This is a genomic window from Streptomyces sp. NPDC005070 (assembly GCF_053600395.1).
The window spans coordinates 42,144-57,795 of record NZ_JBSFZS010000017.1; the positions used below are offsets into that span (position 1 = coordinate 42,144).

Consider the following 15,652-nt stretch of genomic DNA (forward strand, 5'->3'; position numbering starts at 1 on the left):
TCTACCTGTATGTGCGGAATCGTCGGATACATCGGCAGGCGTGATGTGACCCCGCTGCTCCTCGAAGGCCTTCAGCGCCTGGAGTACCGCGGCTACGACTCGGCGGGCATAGTCGTGACCTCCCCGAAGTCGGCCGGCCTGAAGATGGTCAAGGCGAAGGGCCGCGTCCGCGACCTGGAGGCGAAGGTCCCCAAGCGCTTCGCCGGCACCACGGGCATCGCCCACACCCGCTGGGCCACGCACGGCGCCCCCTCCGACGCGAACGCGCACCCCCACATGTCCGGCGACAGCAAGGTCGCGGTCGTCCACAACGGCATCATCGACAACGCCTCCGACCTGCGGAAGAAGCTCGAGGCCGACGGCGTCGAGTTCCTCTCCGAGACGGACACCGAGGTGCTCACCCACCTGGTCGCCCGCTCCCAGCAGGAGAAGCTGGAGGACAAGGTCCGCGAGGCGCTGCGGGTCATAGAGGGCACCTACGGCATCGCGGTGATGCACGCCGACTTCCCCGACCGCATCGTGGTGGCCCGAAACGGCTCCCCCGTCGTGCTCGGCATCGGCGAGAAGGAGATGTTCGTCGCCTCGGACATCGCCGCCCTGGTCACCCACACCCGCCAGATAGTCACGCTGGACGACGGCGAGATGGCCACGCTCAAGGCCGACGACTTCCGGACGTACACCACCGAGGGCACCCGGACGACCTCCGAGCCGACCACCGTCGAGTGGGAGGCCGCCTCGTACGACATGGGCGGCCACGACACGTACATGCACAAGGAGATCCACGAGCAGGTCGAGGCCGTGGACCGCGTGCTGCGCGGCCGGATCGACGACCGGTTCTCGACGGTCCACCTCGGCGGCCTGAACCTGGACGCCCGCGACGCGCGCGCCGTGCGCCGCGTGAAGATCCTCGGCTGCGGCACCTCGTACCACGCGGGCATGATCGGCGCCCAGATGATCGAGGAGCTGGCCCGTATCCCCGCGGACGCCGAGCCGGCCTCCGAGTTCCGCTACCGCAACGCGGTCGTCGACCCCGACACCCTCTACATCGCGGTCTCCCAGTCCGGTGAGACCTACGACGTCCTGGCCGCCGTGCAGGAGCTCAAGCGCAAGGGCGCCCGGGTGCTCGGCGTCGTCAACGTCGTCGGCTCGGCGATCGCCCGCGAGGCGGACGGCGGCATGTACGTGCACGCCGGCCCCGAGGTCTGCGTCGTCTCGACGAAGTGCTTCACCAACACCACCGTCGCCTTCGCGCTGCTCGCCCTGCACCTCGGCCGCACCCGCGACCTCTCGGTCCGCGACGGCAAGCGGATCATCGAGGGCCTGCGCAAGCTCCCCGCCCAGATCGCCGAGATCCTGGAGCAGGAGGACGAGATCAAGAAGCTGGCCGAGCAGTACGCCGAGGCCCGCTCGATGCTCTTCATCGGCCGCGTCCGGGGTTACCCGGTGGCCCGTGAGGCCTCCCTGAAGCTCAAGGAGGTCTCGTACATCCACGCCGAGGCGTACCCGGCCTCCGAGCTCAAGCACGGCCCGCTGGCGCTCATCGAGCCGGCCCTCCCCACGGTCGCGATCGTCCCCGACGACGACCTGCTGGAGAAGAACCGCGCCGCCCTGGAGGAGATCAAGGCCCGCAGCGGCCAGATCCTCGCCGTCGCGCACCAGCACCAGGAGAAGGCCGACCAGACGATCGTCGTCCCGAAGAACGAGGACGAGCTCGACCCGATCCTGATGGGCATCCCGCTCCAGCTCCTCGCCTACCACACGGCGCTGGCGCTCGGCCGGGACATCGACAAGCCGCGCAACCTCGCCAAGTCGGTCACCGTCGAGTAGTCACCACCGGGCGGACCGCCGGCCGGTGGTCCGCCCGCCCCGTCCCCGCCGGGCAAGTCCCCTGCCGGCGACCGGACATGGACGATCCCCGTGCGCACCACCCGCGCACGGGGATCGTTCTTCAAGGGCCGGAGCCGCCCAATACCCCGACCCGCGCCGAGGTCAGCCGGTGGCCGTCACCCCCCGGCCGGCGGCGCGTCGCGGAAGTGCGGTGGGCCAGTGGGCGAGAGCGGCGGTGGCCGCGTACCAGGCGACCGCGCCGGCCGCGACGGCGAACCAGCCGCCGGCCTTGCCCAGGGCGGTGCTGTCCGCGAAACGGCCGACGGCCAGCAGCAGCAGGGAGACGAAGAACAGTCCGTAGGCGCCCTGGCCGAGGGTGTCCCCGCCCGCGAGGGCGAGCGAGAGCACGACGAGCGCGAAGAGCAGCAGGAAGAGTCCCGCCGCGTTGTCGGAGACCTGGCCGCCGGCCGAGACGGCCCAGGTGAACCAGAGGGCGCCGATTCCCGTGAAGGCCGTGCCGTTGGCCGTGTCACGGTCGCGGAGAGCGAGCAGACCGGCGACGAACAGCGCTACGCCGCCTACGTAGTGGGCCAGTGACACGGCGTCAGCCGCCGTCACTCCGTCGATCAAGTCGGTGTACCCGAGGCCGAAGGCCAGCAGGGTCACGCCGAGCGCGAGTCTTCCTACGATGGTGGTGGTGCTTCCCGCAGAGACGTCATTGTCCACGGCGGGCTCCCTTCATGCCTGTGCAGTTGTGCTGCGCCGTACCGGTCGCCGCGTAGGACCGGCGTCCCGTATATGCCCTTCACAAAGGCACAAACACCTCTACGCGCCAGTAGGTTCACTCACCGCACGGAGAACACCGGCGCCCCGCGTCGGCGGGGCGGGTTTCAGGGAATGACGATGACGGGGCGCTTGGCGCGCTTGGCGAGGCGTCCGGCGACCGAGCCGAAGATGCGCCCGACGATGCCGTGCGTGGAGCCCACGACTATCGCGTCCGCCTCGTACTCCCGTCCCACTTCCTCGAGTTCGTGGCAGATGTCGCCGCCGCGCTCGACCAGGATCCAGGGCACCTCGGACAGGTATTCGGCGCAGGCGAGTTCGAGCCCCAGCACCTCGGTGCGGTGGTCGGGGACGTCGACGAAGACAGGCGGCTCGCAGCCCGCCCACACGGTGGTGGGAAGCCGGTTGGCCACATGGACGATGATCAGGCCGGAGCCCGAGCGGTGGGCCATCCCGATCGCGTAGGCGAGGGCGCGCTCGCTGGACGTCGAGCCGTCGAAGCCGACGACGACGCCGTGCTTGAAGGCGGGATCGCAGGACTGGCGGGGTTCTTCCGCCGCCAGGGGCTCGGCCGCCGTGGGATCGGCGAGCGGGCGCTTGCGGTCCGCGGGATCGAAGAATTCGTGACCGGCCATGGGTGTCTCGGCGTTTGGATCCTCGTGTGGGGACGACAACGAACGGCAGAGCTGTGTCTGGGAAACATCTTCCCAACCCCATACCCCCAAGGGTACGGCGGCACGCCTCCTCTGCCCAGATCCCGCGCCCCTTACGCGGCATTCCAGGGAGCATGCACGAGAGGGCGCCCGTAACGCAATGGTTGCTGCCCCGTACAGGCGGTTTGCGCAGGGCCCCGCGTGAATTTGCACCGGCGCCCGGGAAGGGATGATTCCGTCGCCCCGCGGGACCGGGCGGCCCCCTTCCGGGCGCATGCCCCACCCACCGGGCAGTGACCGGCGGGTCGAACGCGCGTTGAACCGGTCGCGGCCGTCGCCGCGAAGGCACGCCATGGAGATCACACGCCGTGGGGAGCACGGAGAACACCGGAGCACCAGGGAGCAGCACGTGTCCGGACCCGACACCGCCCCCCGCCCCTCCGCACCCTCGGCATCCCCCACCCCAGAGGCTCGCCCCTCCCCCTCCCCGCGCCCCGGATCCCGTTCGGGAACACGCTCCGGATCGCGATCGGGAACACGCTCCGGTTCGCGCCCCTCGGCGCCGGGCGCGGTGGACACGGTGAGCGATGTGGTCCGCTGGGCGGCCTTCGCCTGCGTCGTGGTCCCGGCGGTCCTCCTCTGGTGTGGCAGCTCCCTCGCCGGAGCGGCCGGTACGGCTCTCGGTCTCGCCGCCGTGACCGGGGTCTGTGTGATCCTGCTGCGTCAGTCCGAGCGGGGGGCCGCGCTCCTGGCCGACGAGCGGCGCGGCGCGGCACGCTCGCGCGCACACCGGCCTGCCCCGCGCCGGCGCGGACGGCACGGGAGGAGCGGTCCGGGCGGCAGGGGAAGCGCGGGGGTCACGGGGCGCGGGAACGGGTCGGGGGCACGGATCGGCCCACGGGGCGGGAACGGCACGGGAGTTCACCGAGGCGCTCGTCACAGTGGGGGAGGCAAGCCGGTCGACTGACCGGTTTGCGCGTACACCTACGCTTCTTTTCAGCCAACTTCCGGTAGTGGCTCATCCCTTGCTCGAACGACCCCCCAACCCCCGTTCGACCTGCACCTAAAGGGGTACGGAGGGCTCGCGCACCCTACGTGGATTGGCCACTGCCACGAGGCGCACTTCCCTGCGACGCCCACGAGTGCAACGCTTCGTGATCGAATGCTTCACGCCAAGTTGCCATGTCGACATTCTGCGGAGTAGCGAACTGGTCACCTTGGCTCAACGGGACACAGTAGATTCGATCTTGTCTTACGGCGGGGGACTCGTGCAGGACCGAGGGGAAACGTGCAGGAGCGACACAACCGAGGAGCCGCGACCACCGAGGGGGGCTTAGCAGGATGAGCCACGACTCCACTGCCGCGCCGGAAACCGCGGCCCGGAAACTGTCCGGGCGACGCCGCAAGGAGATCGTCGCGGTGCTGCTGTTCAGCGGCGGCCCCATTTTCGAGAGTTCCATTCCGCTGTCGGTGTTCGGGATTGACCGCCAGGACGCCGGCGTGCCGCGCTACCGCCTTTTGGTGTGTGCCGGCGAGGAAGGCCCGCTGCGGACCACAGGGGGCCTGGAACTCACCGCACCACATGGCCTGGAAGCGATCTCCAGGGCCGGCACGGTCGTCGTGCCCGCCTGGCGGTCGATCACCTCGCCACCACCGGAGGAGGCACTCGACGCACTGCGCCGTGCCCATGAGGAAGGTGCCCGCATAGTCGGGCTGTGCACCGGTGCCTTCGTGCTCGCCGCGGCCGGCCTGTTGGACGGCCGTCCGGCGACCACGCACTGGATGTACGCGCCGACGCTGGCCAAACGCTATCCGTCGGTGCACGTCGACCCCCGCGAGCTCTTCGTGGACGACGGCGACGTGCTGACCTCCGCGGGTACGGCGGCCGGAATCGATCTCTGTCTCCACATCGTGCGGACGGACCACGGCAACGAGGCGGCCGGCGCGCTCGCCCGGCGTCTGGTGGTCCCGCCGCGGCGCAGTGGAGGCCAGGAGCGCTATCTCGACCGGTCACTGCCGGAGGAGATCGGCGCCGACCCCCTCGCGGAGGTCGTCGCCTGGGCGCTGGAGCATCTCCACGAACAGTTCGACGTCGAGACGCTGGCGGCTCGCGCCTACATGAGCCGCCGCACCTTCGACCGCCGGTTCCGCTCGCTCACCGGAAGCGCTCCCCTGCAGTGGCTGATCACTCAGCGCGTCCTGCAGGCGCAGCGTCTCCTGGAGACGTCCGACTACTCGGTGGACGAGGTCGCGGGCCGCTGCGGCTTCCGTTCGCCGGTGGCGCTGCGGGGTCATTTCCGGCGGCAGCTCGGATCGTCACCGGCCGCGTACCGGGCGGCGTACCGCGCCCGCAGGCCACAGGCCGAGCGGGTCACGGATCCGGACGGCCCGACGGGTCCGGTCGGACCGCCGCCGTCACTGCACCAGGAGCACTCGGGCCCGGTCCCGATGCAGACCCGGCGCACCGCGGCGGCCGGCCTGGGCGCGGCGGCCTCGCTCTCCGCGGAGGCGATGCGGGAGCGGGCGGAGCTGTACGCGACGGGCAGGCCCAGCCTGCCGGGACAGCGCAGCGCGCCGTAGTCCGGCGTCGACGGACGCGCGGGGCCCGCACCTTCGGGTGCGGGCCCCTTCGCATGAGGCCGGGGCCCGGCGCGATCCGCCGCCCCGGCGGGGCGTACGGGCGGGTTAACCGGAGGGGGCGGGCCGTAGGGTGAGACACATGAACGATCGCATGGTGTGGATCGACTGCGAGATGACCGGACTCTCGCTGTCGGATGACGCGCTCATCGAGGTGGCCGCGCTGGTCACCGACTCTGAGCTGAACGTGCTCGGCGAAGGGGTGGACATCGTGATCCGCCCGCCGGACGCGGCCCTGGAGACGATGCCGGACGTGGTGCGCCAGATGCACACGGCCTCCGGCCTGCTGGAGGAGCTCGCGGGGGGTACGACCCTGGCGGACGCCGAGGAGCAGGTCCTCTCCTACGTACGTGAGCACGTCAAGGAGCCGGGCAAGGCCCCGCTCTGCGGGAACTCCGTCGGGACGGACCGCGGTTTCCTGCTGCGGGACATGGCCACGCTGGAGAGCTATCTCCACTACCGCATCGTGGACGTCTCCTCGGTCAAGGAGCTGGCCCGCCGCTGGTACCCGCGGGCGTACTTCAACAGCCCGGAGAAGAACGGCAACCACCGCGCCCTGGCCGACATCCGCGAGTCCATCGCCGAGCTCCGCTACTACCGCGAGGCGATCTTCGTCCCGCAGCCCGGCCCCGACTCGGACACCGCCCGCACCATCGCGGCCAAGCACGTCCTGCCCGTCGAATAGGCCTTTGACGGGGCCCTCCCGGGCCCCGGAAAAAGGTGTGCGCGAGCACCCCTCAGAACCCTGTACACTTTTTCTCGGCCGGTCAGGGAAACCCCGAAGACCGGACATGGTGGGTGTAGCTCAGTTGGTAGAGCACCTGGTTGTGGTCCAGGTGGCCGCGGGTTCAAGTCCCGTCACTCACCCTGAGTAGTCAGCCGGTGACCTTGTGAAAAGGTCACCGGCTGATTGCGTTCCCGGCCCTGGCGGCCCGTACGCTCCCCTTCGTGCCTCACCCCACGGAACCCTTCGCCACCACGGAACCTCTCGCCACCGCCCGGCTCGATCTCCTGCCGTTGCGGGCCGAGCATGCCGAGGAGATGGCCCGGGTGCTGTCCGATCCGGCGCTGCACACGTTCATCGGCGGGGAGCCGGACACTCCGGGGGCGCTGCGGACCCGGTACGAGCGCCTCGTCGCGGGCTCGCCCGATCCCGGCGTCCTCTGGTGCAACTGGGTGCTGCGGGAGCGGGAGCCGGGACGCCTGGTGGGGACGGTCCAGGCGACCGTCTCGGGCGGTACCGCGGAGGTCGCCTGGGTCGTGGGCACGCCCTGGCAGGGGCGCGGGTACGCGGTGGAGGCGGCGAGGGCTCTGGTCCGGCACGTGGTCCGGACGTTCCCCGTCCGCACGGTCGTGGCTCATGTCCACCCCGCCCACCACGCGTCGGCGGCCGTCGCCGCGGCGGCGGGACTCACCGCGACGGACGAGGTCCACGACGGCGAGATCCGCTGGGAACTGACGGTACGCCGGTGACCCCGCCCGGTCCCGGGCCGACCGCGACGGCCGCGGCCGGATCCGAACGCCACCCCTGACGGCCGTACGGCCTCGCGGGACCGGCCTCGCGGGACCGGTCACGCCGCGGGACCACCTTCGGGCGACGAAGGCCGCCCGGCCCGCGAGCCCGCGTCGTCGGGCGTCACGAGCCGCCCTCCGGGCGAAGGAAACCACCCCACCCGGCCTGCCGGGCGGCCCCATCAGGCACCGCGGGCTGCCTTCCGGGACACGGAAGCCACCCCGCGGGGCGAGGGTGCCGCCCCGGCCTGACCGGGGACCGCCCCGCGCCGGCCTCAGGACGAGGCCCGCACCACCAGTTCCGCGGGCAGGACGAGCTGACGCTTCTCCAGGCCGCGGGAGGCCGCCGGGCGGCGGTCCGCGATCTCGCCGAGGAGGAGGTCGATCATGGCCCGGCCCATCTCCTCGATGGGCTGGCGGACGCTGGTCAGGGGCGGATCCATGTGCCGGGCTATGGCCGAGTCGTCGTAGCCGATGAGCGCCACGTCGTCCGGGATGCGCCGGCCGCTCTCGCGCAGCACCTGGCGGGCGCCCGCCGCCATGACGTCGGACCCGGCGAACACCGCGTCGAGGTCCGGGAAGCGCTCGAGCAGCAGGGCCATGGCACGCCGGCCCCCCTCCTCGGTGAAGTCACCGGGGACGATCAGCCGCTCGTCCACCTCCCGGCCCGCGTCCCGCAGGCCCTGGCGGTAGCCGTCGACGCGTCGCTGGGCGCCGTAGACGTCGATACGGCCGGCGAGATGGCCAATTCTGCCGCGCCCCCGGGAGACGAGATGCTCCACGGCCGCGCGCCCGCCGCCGTAGTTGTCGGAGTCGACCGACGGAAGGGTCTCCTCCGCCGAGCGCCGGCCGCTGATCACGGCCGGGATCTCGAGCTGGGAGAGCAGATCAGGCAGCGGATCGTCGGCGTGCACCGAGACCAGCAGGACGCCGTCCACGCGATGCGCGGCCAGATACTGCGCGAGGCGCTCCCGCTCCCGGTCGCTGCCCGCGAATATCAGCAGCAACTGCATCTCGGTCTCGGAGAGTTCGGCTCCGACACCGCGCAGCATGTCCGAGAAGTACGGTTCCGCGAAGAAACGTGTCTCCGGCTCGGGGACGACCAGGGCGATCGCGTCCGTGCGGTTGGCCGCGAGGGCGCGCGCCGCCGTGTTCGGGACATAGCCGAGCTCGGCCACCGCCGCCTCGACCGCGGCCCGGGTCGCGTCGCTGACCCGCGGGGAACCGTTGATCACCCGGGAGACCGTGCCACGGCCCACTCCCGCGCGCGCGGCCACCTCTTCGAGGGTCGGCCGCCCGCCACTGCGGCCCCGCGCTCCGTGGACTGCCATGGCCTCCGCCTCCCGTCGACACCAACCTGGCCTGGAATGTAACAGCCCCGTCCGGTGGGACCCGCGCCGCTGGGCCGCAGCCCAGGAGGCGTCACCTCACGGACGGCCGCCCCGGGAGTGCCGGACGGGCCATGAGACGCTTCCGGCCATGTGGCGGAATGACATCTTCAGCTAACAGGCCGATAACTGAAGGCATCTCTCCGCCCCCTCACCCTTGACACCCCCGCCGGAACCGACGACTCTTCAACACATCACCTGTGGGAGCGCTCCCACAGTACCTGACACATACACATCCCGCACGTTCCCCGCCCGAGCCGCAGCGAGAAACAACGGGCGCCACCAATGCAGTTGGCCGGGGGGTCGGCACGTCAGGCAACAGGAGGACGCAATGCGCACGAGTACCCGCCGGTCCCGCAGACTGGGGTCCATAGCGGTCGTCGCCGCGCTGGCTACGGGACTGCTGGCCGGCTGTTCGAGCGACCCGGACAACGGCTCGTCGGACAACAACGGTGGTAGCGGCAAGGGCAAGACGACCCTGACCGTAGGCACCTTCGGCGTCTTCGGCTACAAGCAGGCCGGCCTCTACGACGAGTACACGAAGCTGCACCCGAACATCTCCATCAAGGAGAACGTCACCACCCGCACCGACGTGTACTGGCCCAAGACGCTCACGCGTCTGCAGGCCGGCTCCGGCACCGACGACATCCAGGCGATCGAGGTCGGCAACATCACCGAGGCCGTCCAGACCCAGGCCGACAAGTTCGTCGACCTCGGCAAGGAGGTCGACAAGTCGCAGTTCCTGGACTGGAAGGTGTCCCAGGCCACCACCAAGGACGGCAAGACCATCGCGCTCGGCACCGACATCGGCCCGATGGCGATCTGCTACCGCAAGGACCTCTTCGAGAAGGCCGGTCTGGAGACCGACCGCGCCAAGCTCGCCGAGCAGTGGAAGGGCGACTGGGCCAAGTACGTCGACCTCGGCAAGACGTACATGAAGAAGGCGCCGAGCGGCACCAAGTTCGTGGACTCCGCCTCCTCGGTCTACAACGCGGCCCTCGGCGGCGAGAGCCAGCGGTACTACGACAAGGACGGCAACGTCATCTGGGACAAGTCCACGGGCGTGAAGAAGTCCTGGAACGCCGCCATGACCGTGGCGACCAGCAACATGTCGGCCAAGCTGAAGCAGTTCGACCCGACGTGGGACCAGGGCTTCGCCAAGGGCTCGTTCGCGACCGTGGCCTGTCCCGCCTGGATGATGGGCTACATCCAGGAGAAGTCCGGTGACTCCGGCAAGGGCAAGTGGGACGTGGCGGCCGCGCCGACCGCGGCCAACTGGGGCGGTTCGTTCATCGGCGTGCCGACGGCGGGCAAGCACCAGAAGGAGGCCATCGCGCTGGCGAAGTGGCTGACCGCCCCCGAGCAGCAGGCGAAGGTCTTCGCCAAGCAGGCGAGCTTCCCGTCGACCCCGTCGGCCTACGCGACCCTGACGCCGGCCGCCGCCACCACGGAGTACTTCTCCAACGCGCCGATCACGCAGATCTTCGGCGACTCGGCGAAGACCATCCCGGTCCAGTACTTCGGCACCAAGGACCAGCCGATCGGCACCGCGATCACGGACGTCGGCATCCTCCAGGTCGAGCAGAAGGGCAAGTCCCCGGCCCAGGGCTGGGACGCGGCAAAGGCTGAGATCAAGGACGTGCTCGGCCAGTGACCAGCTCCAAGCAGGCTCTCGCGCACCCCGCGACGAGCGCCGACGCCGCGCCCGGCTCTCAGCCGGGCGCGGCCCGGGGCGCTCAGGGTCGCGGTAAGCCGCCGCAGGACCCCGGTTCCTGGCGCAGCCGGCTGTACCGCTGGGACATGAAGGCGTCGCCGTACGCATTCATCGCCCCCTTCTTCATCATCTTCGGAGCCTTCGGGCTCGTACCGCTCCTCTACACGGCGTGGTACTCGCTGCACAATGTGCAGCTCTCCGGGCTCGACCACCAGACCTGGGCGGGTCTGGACAACTACAAGAATCTGCTGTCCTCGGAGTTCTTCTGGAACGCCCTGGGGAACACCTTCACCATCGGCGTGATCTCCACGGTGCCGCAGTTGGTCATGGCGCTCGGGATCGCCCACCTGCTCAACTACCGGCTCCGCGGCTCGACCGTGTGGCGGGTCGTGATGCTCACCCCGTACGCCACCTCGGTGGCGGCGGCGACGCTCGTCTTCACGCTGCTGTACTCGTGGGACGGCGGCATGGTCAACTGGCTGCTGCACTTCGTCGGGGTGGACCCGATCAACTGGCGCGAGTCCGACTGGGGCGGGCAGTTCGCCGTCTCCTCGATCGTGATCTGGCGCTGGACCGGCTACAACGCGCTGATCTATCTCGCGGCGATGCAGGCGATCCCTGCGGACCTGTACGAGTCCGCAGCCCTCGACGGCGCCGGCCGCTGGCAGCAGTTCCGCCACGTGACGGTCCCCATGCTGCGGCCGACGATCCTCTTCACGGTGGTCGTGTCCACGATCGGCGCGACCCAGCTCTTCGGTGAACCGCTCCTGTTCGGCGGGGTCAGCGGCTCGAAGGGCGGCTCCGCGCACCAGTACCAGACGCTCGGCCTGTACATGTACGACCAGGGCTGGGGCATCGGCAACCTCGGCAAGGCCTCGGCGATCGCATGGACGATGTTCCTGATCCTGCTGATCATCGCCGCGATCAACCTGCTGATCACCCGACGGCTGAGGAAATCCCAATGACCACGACTGAACTGACTGCCCCTCAGGCGGAAGCGAAGGCGGCCAAGGACGGCCGCCCCTGGCGCCGGCGGATCCTCGGCGCGGGCAAGCAGCTCCACGCGGGTCCGGCCACCTATGTCGCCCTGACCGTCTTCGCGCTGGTCTCGCTCGCACCGCTGGTCTGGACGGCCGTCGCGGCCTCGCGCAACAACACCCGGCTGGCGCAGTCGCCACCGCCGCTGTGGTTCGGCGGAAACCTGTTCAAGAACCTGGAGGCCGCCTGGGAGCAGGCCGGGCTCGGCACCGCGATGATCAACTCCACGATCGTCGCCGGGACCGTCACCATCGGCACGGTCGTGTTCTCCACGCTCGCCGGGTTCGCCTTCGCCAAACTGCGGTTCAAGTTCTCCGGGCTTCTGCTGCTGCTGACCATCGGCACGATGATGATCCCGCCGCAGCTCGCCGTCGTACCGCTGTATCTGTGGATGAGCGACTTCGGCTGGTCGAACCAGCTCCAGACGGTCATTCTGCCCACCCTGGTGAGCGCCTTCGGCACGTTCTTCATGCGCCAGTACCTGGTGCAGGCACTGCCCTCCGAACTCATCGAGGCGGCGCGGGTGGACGGCGCGAACAGTCTGCGCGTGGTGTGGCACGTCGTCTTCCCGGCGGCGCGCCCGGCGATGGCGGTGCTCGGCCTGCTGACGTTCGTGATGTCCTGGAACGACTTCCTGTGGCCGATCATCGCCCTGAACCAGCAGGAGCCGACGGTTCAGGTCGCCCTCAACGCGCTGGGCACCGGCTACATCCCCGACCAGGCCGTCATCATGGCGGGCGCGCTGCTCGGCACGCTGCCGCTGCTCATCGCCTTCCTCCTGTTCGGCAAGCAGATCGTGGGCGGGATCATGCAGGGCGCGATCAAGGGCTGACCGCCCCTCCGGGGGCCGGGTCGCCGCCGCCTCGGCCCCTCTGTCCCGCCTTTACCTTCCCCCCTCCAACTCGTCGGTCTTCACGACCCCCTTGGGAGCGCTTCCATGCCTGAGTCCGCAACGCCCGTGACGTTTCCTCCGGCCTTCCTCTGGGGTGCGGCGACCTCCGCCTACCAGATCGAGGGCGCTGTGCGGGAAGACGGCCGAACGCCGTCGATCTGGGACACCTTCAGCCATACACCTGGCAAGACGGCCGGCGGCGAGCACGGTGACATCGCTGTCGACCACTATCACCGCTACCGCGACGACGTGGCCCTGATGGCGGACCTGGGCCTTGGCGCGTACCGCTTCTCCGTGTCCTGGTCGCGGGTGCAGCCCACCGGCCGGGGCCCCGCCGTCCAGCGCGGCCTGGACTTCTACCGGCGTCTGGTCGACGAGCTGCTGTCGAAGGGCATCAAGCCGGCAGTCACCCTCTACCACTGGGACCTGCCGCAGGAGCTGGAGGACGCCGGCGGCTGGCCCGAGCGCGAGACGGCGCTGCGCTTCGCGGAGTACGCGCAGATCGTGGGCGAGGCGCTGGGCGACCGTGTCGAGCAGTGGATCACGCTGAACGAGCCCTGGTGCAGCGCCTTCCTGGGCTACGGCTCCGGTGTGCACGCCCCCGGCCGGACGGACCCGGCGGCGGCGCTGCGCGCGGCCCACCATCTGAACCTCGCGCACGGGCTCGCCACTTCGGCGCTGCGTTCCGTGATGCCGTCCCGCAACTCGGTCGCGGTGAGTCTCAACTCCTGCCCGATCCGCCCGCTTTCGCAGGACCCGGCGGACCTGGCCGCGGTCCAGCGCATCGACGACCTGGCCAACGGCGTCTTCCACGGCCCGATGCTGCACGGCGCCTACCCGCAGACGCTGCTCACGGCGACCCGGTCGATCACCGACTGGTCGTACGTCCAGGACGGCGACCTCGCGCTGATCCACCAGCCGCTGGACGCGCTCGGCCTCAACTACTACACGCCGACGCTGGTCTCGGCCGCCGCCGTCTCGGACGGTCCGCGCGCGGACGGCCACGGCTCCAGCGCGCACTCCCCCTGGCCGGGCGCGGACGATGTCGCGTTCCACCAGACGCCGGGCGAGCGCACGGAGATGGGCTGGACGATCGAGCCGCAGGGACTGCACGAGCTGATCATGCGGTACACCCGTGAGGCGCCGGGCCTGCCCCTGTACATCACGGAGAACGGCGCGGCCTACGACGACAAGCCGGACCCGGACGGCCGCGTCCACGACCCCGAGCGCGTCGCCTACCTGCACGGCCACCTGTCCGCCGTGCACCGCGCGATCGAGGACGGGGCGGACGTCCGCGGCTACTACCTGTGGTCCCTGATGGACAACTTCGAGTGGGCCTACGGCTACGAGAAGCGCTTCGGAGCGGTCTACGTCGACTACGCGACCCAGATCCGCACTCCGAAGTCGAGCGCCCACTGGTACAGCCAGGCGGCCCGCACGGGAACGCTGGCACCGGTGGCGCCCGCCGAGTAGGGCGGCGCCCGAGGACACGGGGGAAGCGGGGGACAGAGGGCGCGGCACCCGAGGGGGGTGCCGCGCCCCTGCGTGTCCGGCCGCGGGAAGCCCGGCGGGAGAGCGTGAGGCGGGGGCCGCGTCCGGAAGTCAACCGGACACGGCCCCCGCCTTTCAGGTCCTGCTACGACGCCCCGGCCGGACGGGGGGTGGCGGAGTCCGGCCGGGGCGCGCAACCCCCGTTTCGCGATGGCTACTTGAGAGCGGCGAAGGCCTTCGAGAAGGCGCCGTCGCTCTGGACGATGGAGCTGCAGACCGCGTCCGCGGTGTTCTTGGCGCCGCCGGCGCACTGCTTGTCACGGGCGGCGGACCACATCGAGAGCCAGCCGATGCCCTTGGACTTCGCGAAGGTCACGAGCTGCGAGGCGTCGTCGACCTTGAAGATCTCCGAGGAGACGTCGTTGACGCCGATCATCGGGGTGATCGCGACGGTCTTCCAGGCGGCGCTGTCGGAGAGGGAGAGGACGCTCTTGATCTGCGCCTGCGTGGCCGTGGCGGCCTGCTCGGCGAGATCGCCCATGTCACCGCTGAAGGCGGGGCCGTAGTCCATCGCCATGATGTTCACGGCGCTCATCTTCACGCCGTTGGACTTGGCGTCGGAGAGCAGGTTCACGCCGTCCTGGGTGAGGCCCTGCGGCAGGACCGGCAGGGTGAAGGAGACGTCCAGGCCCGGGTGCTGCTGCTGGAGCTTGGCGATGGCCTTCGCGCGGTTCGTGTTCGCGGCCGTGTTGGGCAGCGCGCCGCCCTCGATGTCGAAGTCGACCTTCGTCAGCTTGTAGGCGTCCACGGCCTTGCCGTACGCCGCCGCCAGCGCGTCGGCCGAGCCACAGGTGGTGGCGAGCTCCGAGCCGGAGGCGCCGCCGAAGGAGACCCGGACGTCGCCGCCCTTGGCGCGCAGCGCGCCGATCTGTGCCGCCACCGCGTCGCTCGCGAGGTCGCTGACGCCGCCCCACTTCGGCGTACAGCCGCCGCCGTCGGTGATGAACGCGAGGTTGTAGTTCTTCACGCCGGTGGCGTCGGCCGCCTTGAGCAGGTCGAATGCCGGGAAGAGCGAGGTGTCGACGTAGGGCGCGAAGCCCGCGGACGTCGTGGTGCCGCCGCCCGAGGTCGAGGTGGGGGTCGGGGTGGCCGTGGCCGTGGCGGTGGCCGTCGGCTTCGGGGTCGCGCTCTGTGTCGCGGTCGGGGTGGGCGTGGCCGTGGCGGTCGCGGTCTGCGTCGGACGGCCGCTCGGTTCGGGTGTCGCCCCGTCCACCGAGCACTTGGTGCCGTCGATGACACAGCCCGTCGGGTTCGCGGTGCCGTTCACGACGAAGCCGACGGTGACGGACTCGCCCGCCGCGAGGCCGTCCTTGTCCCAGGACGGCGGGGTCACGGTGACGTGCTGACCGCTCACCGTCGAGGTCGCGTCCCACAGCGAGCTGAGCTTGGAGCCCGAGGGCAGGTCGAACTCCAGCTTCCAGTCGGGCTTGCGCTGGCCGGTGTCGTTGGAGACGACGTACTGCGCGGTGTAGCCCGTGGACCACTCGCTGGTCCTGGTGTACGCGGCGCCGACGCTGGAGGCGTTCGCGATGCCGGTGAACACGAAGGCGCCGCCGCCGGCCACGGCCGCCGCGACGATGCCGCCTATCGCCTTGTTCCTGCCACTGACCTTGCGCCGGTGCGTGCTGCTCATCGCGTGTGCCTGCCTTCGCGGTTC

At 70.4% G+C, this 15,652-nt stretch carries 12 protein-coding genes and 1 tRNA gene; 9 read left to right on the top strand and 4 right to left on the bottom strand.

The features are described from left to right. Positions 1-9 precede the first annotated feature (9 nt). A complete protein-coding gene (gene glmS, locus ACWEBX_RS08560; protein ID WP_451884159.1) occupies positions 10-1,827 on the top strand; it encodes a glutamine--fructose-6-phosphate transaminase (isomerizing) in 1,818 nt (605 codons plus the stop codon). Between the two features lie 162 nt (positions 1,828-1,989). Here the strand turns inward: glmS and ACWEBX_RS08565 are convergent, their stop codons facing one another. Together ACWEBX_RS08565 and ACWEBX_RS08570 are read right to left on the bottom strand one after the other, a co-directional pair. Continuing rightward, positions 1,990-2,553 carry a GPR1/FUN34/YaaH family transporter gene (locus tag ACWEBX_RS08565; RefSeq protein WP_451884160.1) on the bottom strand — a complete coding sequence of 188 codons (564 nt, stop codon included), beginning with the start codon at positions 2,551-2,553 and terminating at the stop codon, positions 1,990-1,992. A gap of 164 nt (positions 2,554-2,717) precedes the next feature. After that, entirely contained in the window at positions 2,718-3,245 is a 528-nt protein-coding gene (locus ACWEBX_RS08570) for a universal stress protein (RefSeq protein WP_261703579.1), read from the bottom strand. A gap of 1,359 nt (positions 3,246-4,604) precedes the next feature. On the opposite strand from ACWEBX_RS08570, the gene ACWEBX_RS08575 reads away from it, so the two are divergent. The 4 genes from ACWEBX_RS08575 to ACWEBX_RS08590 all read left to right on the top strand — a co-directional run bounded on the left by ACWEBX_RS08575 (position 4,605) and on the right by ACWEBX_RS08590 (position 7,373). Continuing rightward, positions 4,605-5,843, top strand: coding sequence for a helix-turn-helix domain-containing protein (locus tag ACWEBX_RS08575; protein WP_451884161.1), 1,239 nt, complete (start codon positions 4,605-4,607; stop codon positions 5,841-5,843). Between the two features lie 139 nt (positions 5,844-5,982). After that, positions 5,983-6,585 carry an oligoribonuclease gene (gene orn, locus ACWEBX_RS08580; RefSeq protein WP_355763633.1) on the top strand — a complete coding sequence of 201 codons (603 nt, stop codon included), beginning with the start codon at positions 5,983-5,985 and terminating at the stop codon, positions 6,583-6,585. Positions 6,586-6,694: 109 nt separating this feature from the next. Beyond that, a tRNA-His gene (locus ACWEBX_RS08585) sits at positions 6,695-6,767 on the top strand. Between the two features lie 81 nt (positions 6,768-6,848). Further along, positions 6,849-7,373, top strand: coding sequence for a GNAT family N-acetyltransferase (locus ACWEBX_RS08590; RefSeq protein WP_451884162.1), 525 nt, complete (start codon positions 6,849-6,851; stop codon positions 7,371-7,373). A 314-nt stretch (positions 7,374-7,687) separates the two neighbouring features. Here the strand turns inward: ACWEBX_RS08590 and ACWEBX_RS08595 are convergent, their stop codons facing one another. After that, positions 7,688-8,743 (bottom strand): LacI family DNA-binding transcriptional regulator, encoded by a 1,056-nt coding sequence (locus ACWEBX_RS08595; protein WP_451884163.1) that lies wholly within the window; start codon positions 8,741-8,743, stop codon positions 7,688-7,690. 388 nt (positions 8,744-9,131) lie between these two features. Here ACWEBX_RS08595 and ACWEBX_RS08600 point away from each other — a divergent pair, with 388 nt between their 5' ends. The 4 genes from ACWEBX_RS08600 (at position 9,132) to ACWEBX_RS08615 (ending at position 13,917) form a co-directional block, all read left to right on the top strand. Continuing rightward, positions 9,132-10,454, top strand: coding sequence for an ABC transporter substrate-binding protein (locus ACWEBX_RS08600; RefSeq protein WP_451884164.1), 1,323 nt, complete (start codon positions 9,132-9,134; stop codon positions 10,452-10,454). After that, positions 10,451-11,479, top strand: a complete 1,029-nt coding sequence (locus tag ACWEBX_RS08605) for a carbohydrate ABC transporter permease (protein ID WP_451884165.1) — start codon at positions 10,451-10,453, stop codon at positions 11,477-11,479. The genes ACWEBX_RS08600 and ACWEBX_RS08605 overlap by 4 nt, the downstream gene beginning before the upstream one ends. Then, positions 11,476-12,384 (top strand): carbohydrate ABC transporter permease, encoded by a 909-nt coding sequence (locus ACWEBX_RS08610; RefSeq protein WP_451884166.1) that lies wholly within the window; start codon positions 11,476-11,478, stop codon positions 12,382-12,384. Before ACWEBX_RS08605 ends, ACWEBX_RS08610 begins: the two co-directional genes overlap by 4 nt. Before the next feature lie 105 nt (positions 12,385-12,489). Further along, on the top strand, positions 12,490-13,917 hold the full coding sequence (locus ACWEBX_RS08615) for a GH1 family beta-glucosidase (protein WP_451884167.1): 1,428 nt from the start codon (positions 12,490-12,492) through the stop codon (positions 13,915-13,917). 232 nt (positions 13,918-14,149) lie between these two features. Here the strand turns inward: ACWEBX_RS08615 and ACWEBX_RS08620 are convergent, their stop codons facing one another. Next, entirely contained in the window at positions 14,150-15,628 is a 1,479-nt protein-coding gene (locus tag ACWEBX_RS08620; RefSeq protein ID WP_451884168.1) for a glycoside hydrolase family 18 protein, read from the bottom strand. Positions 15,629-15,652 lie beyond the last annotated feature (24 nt).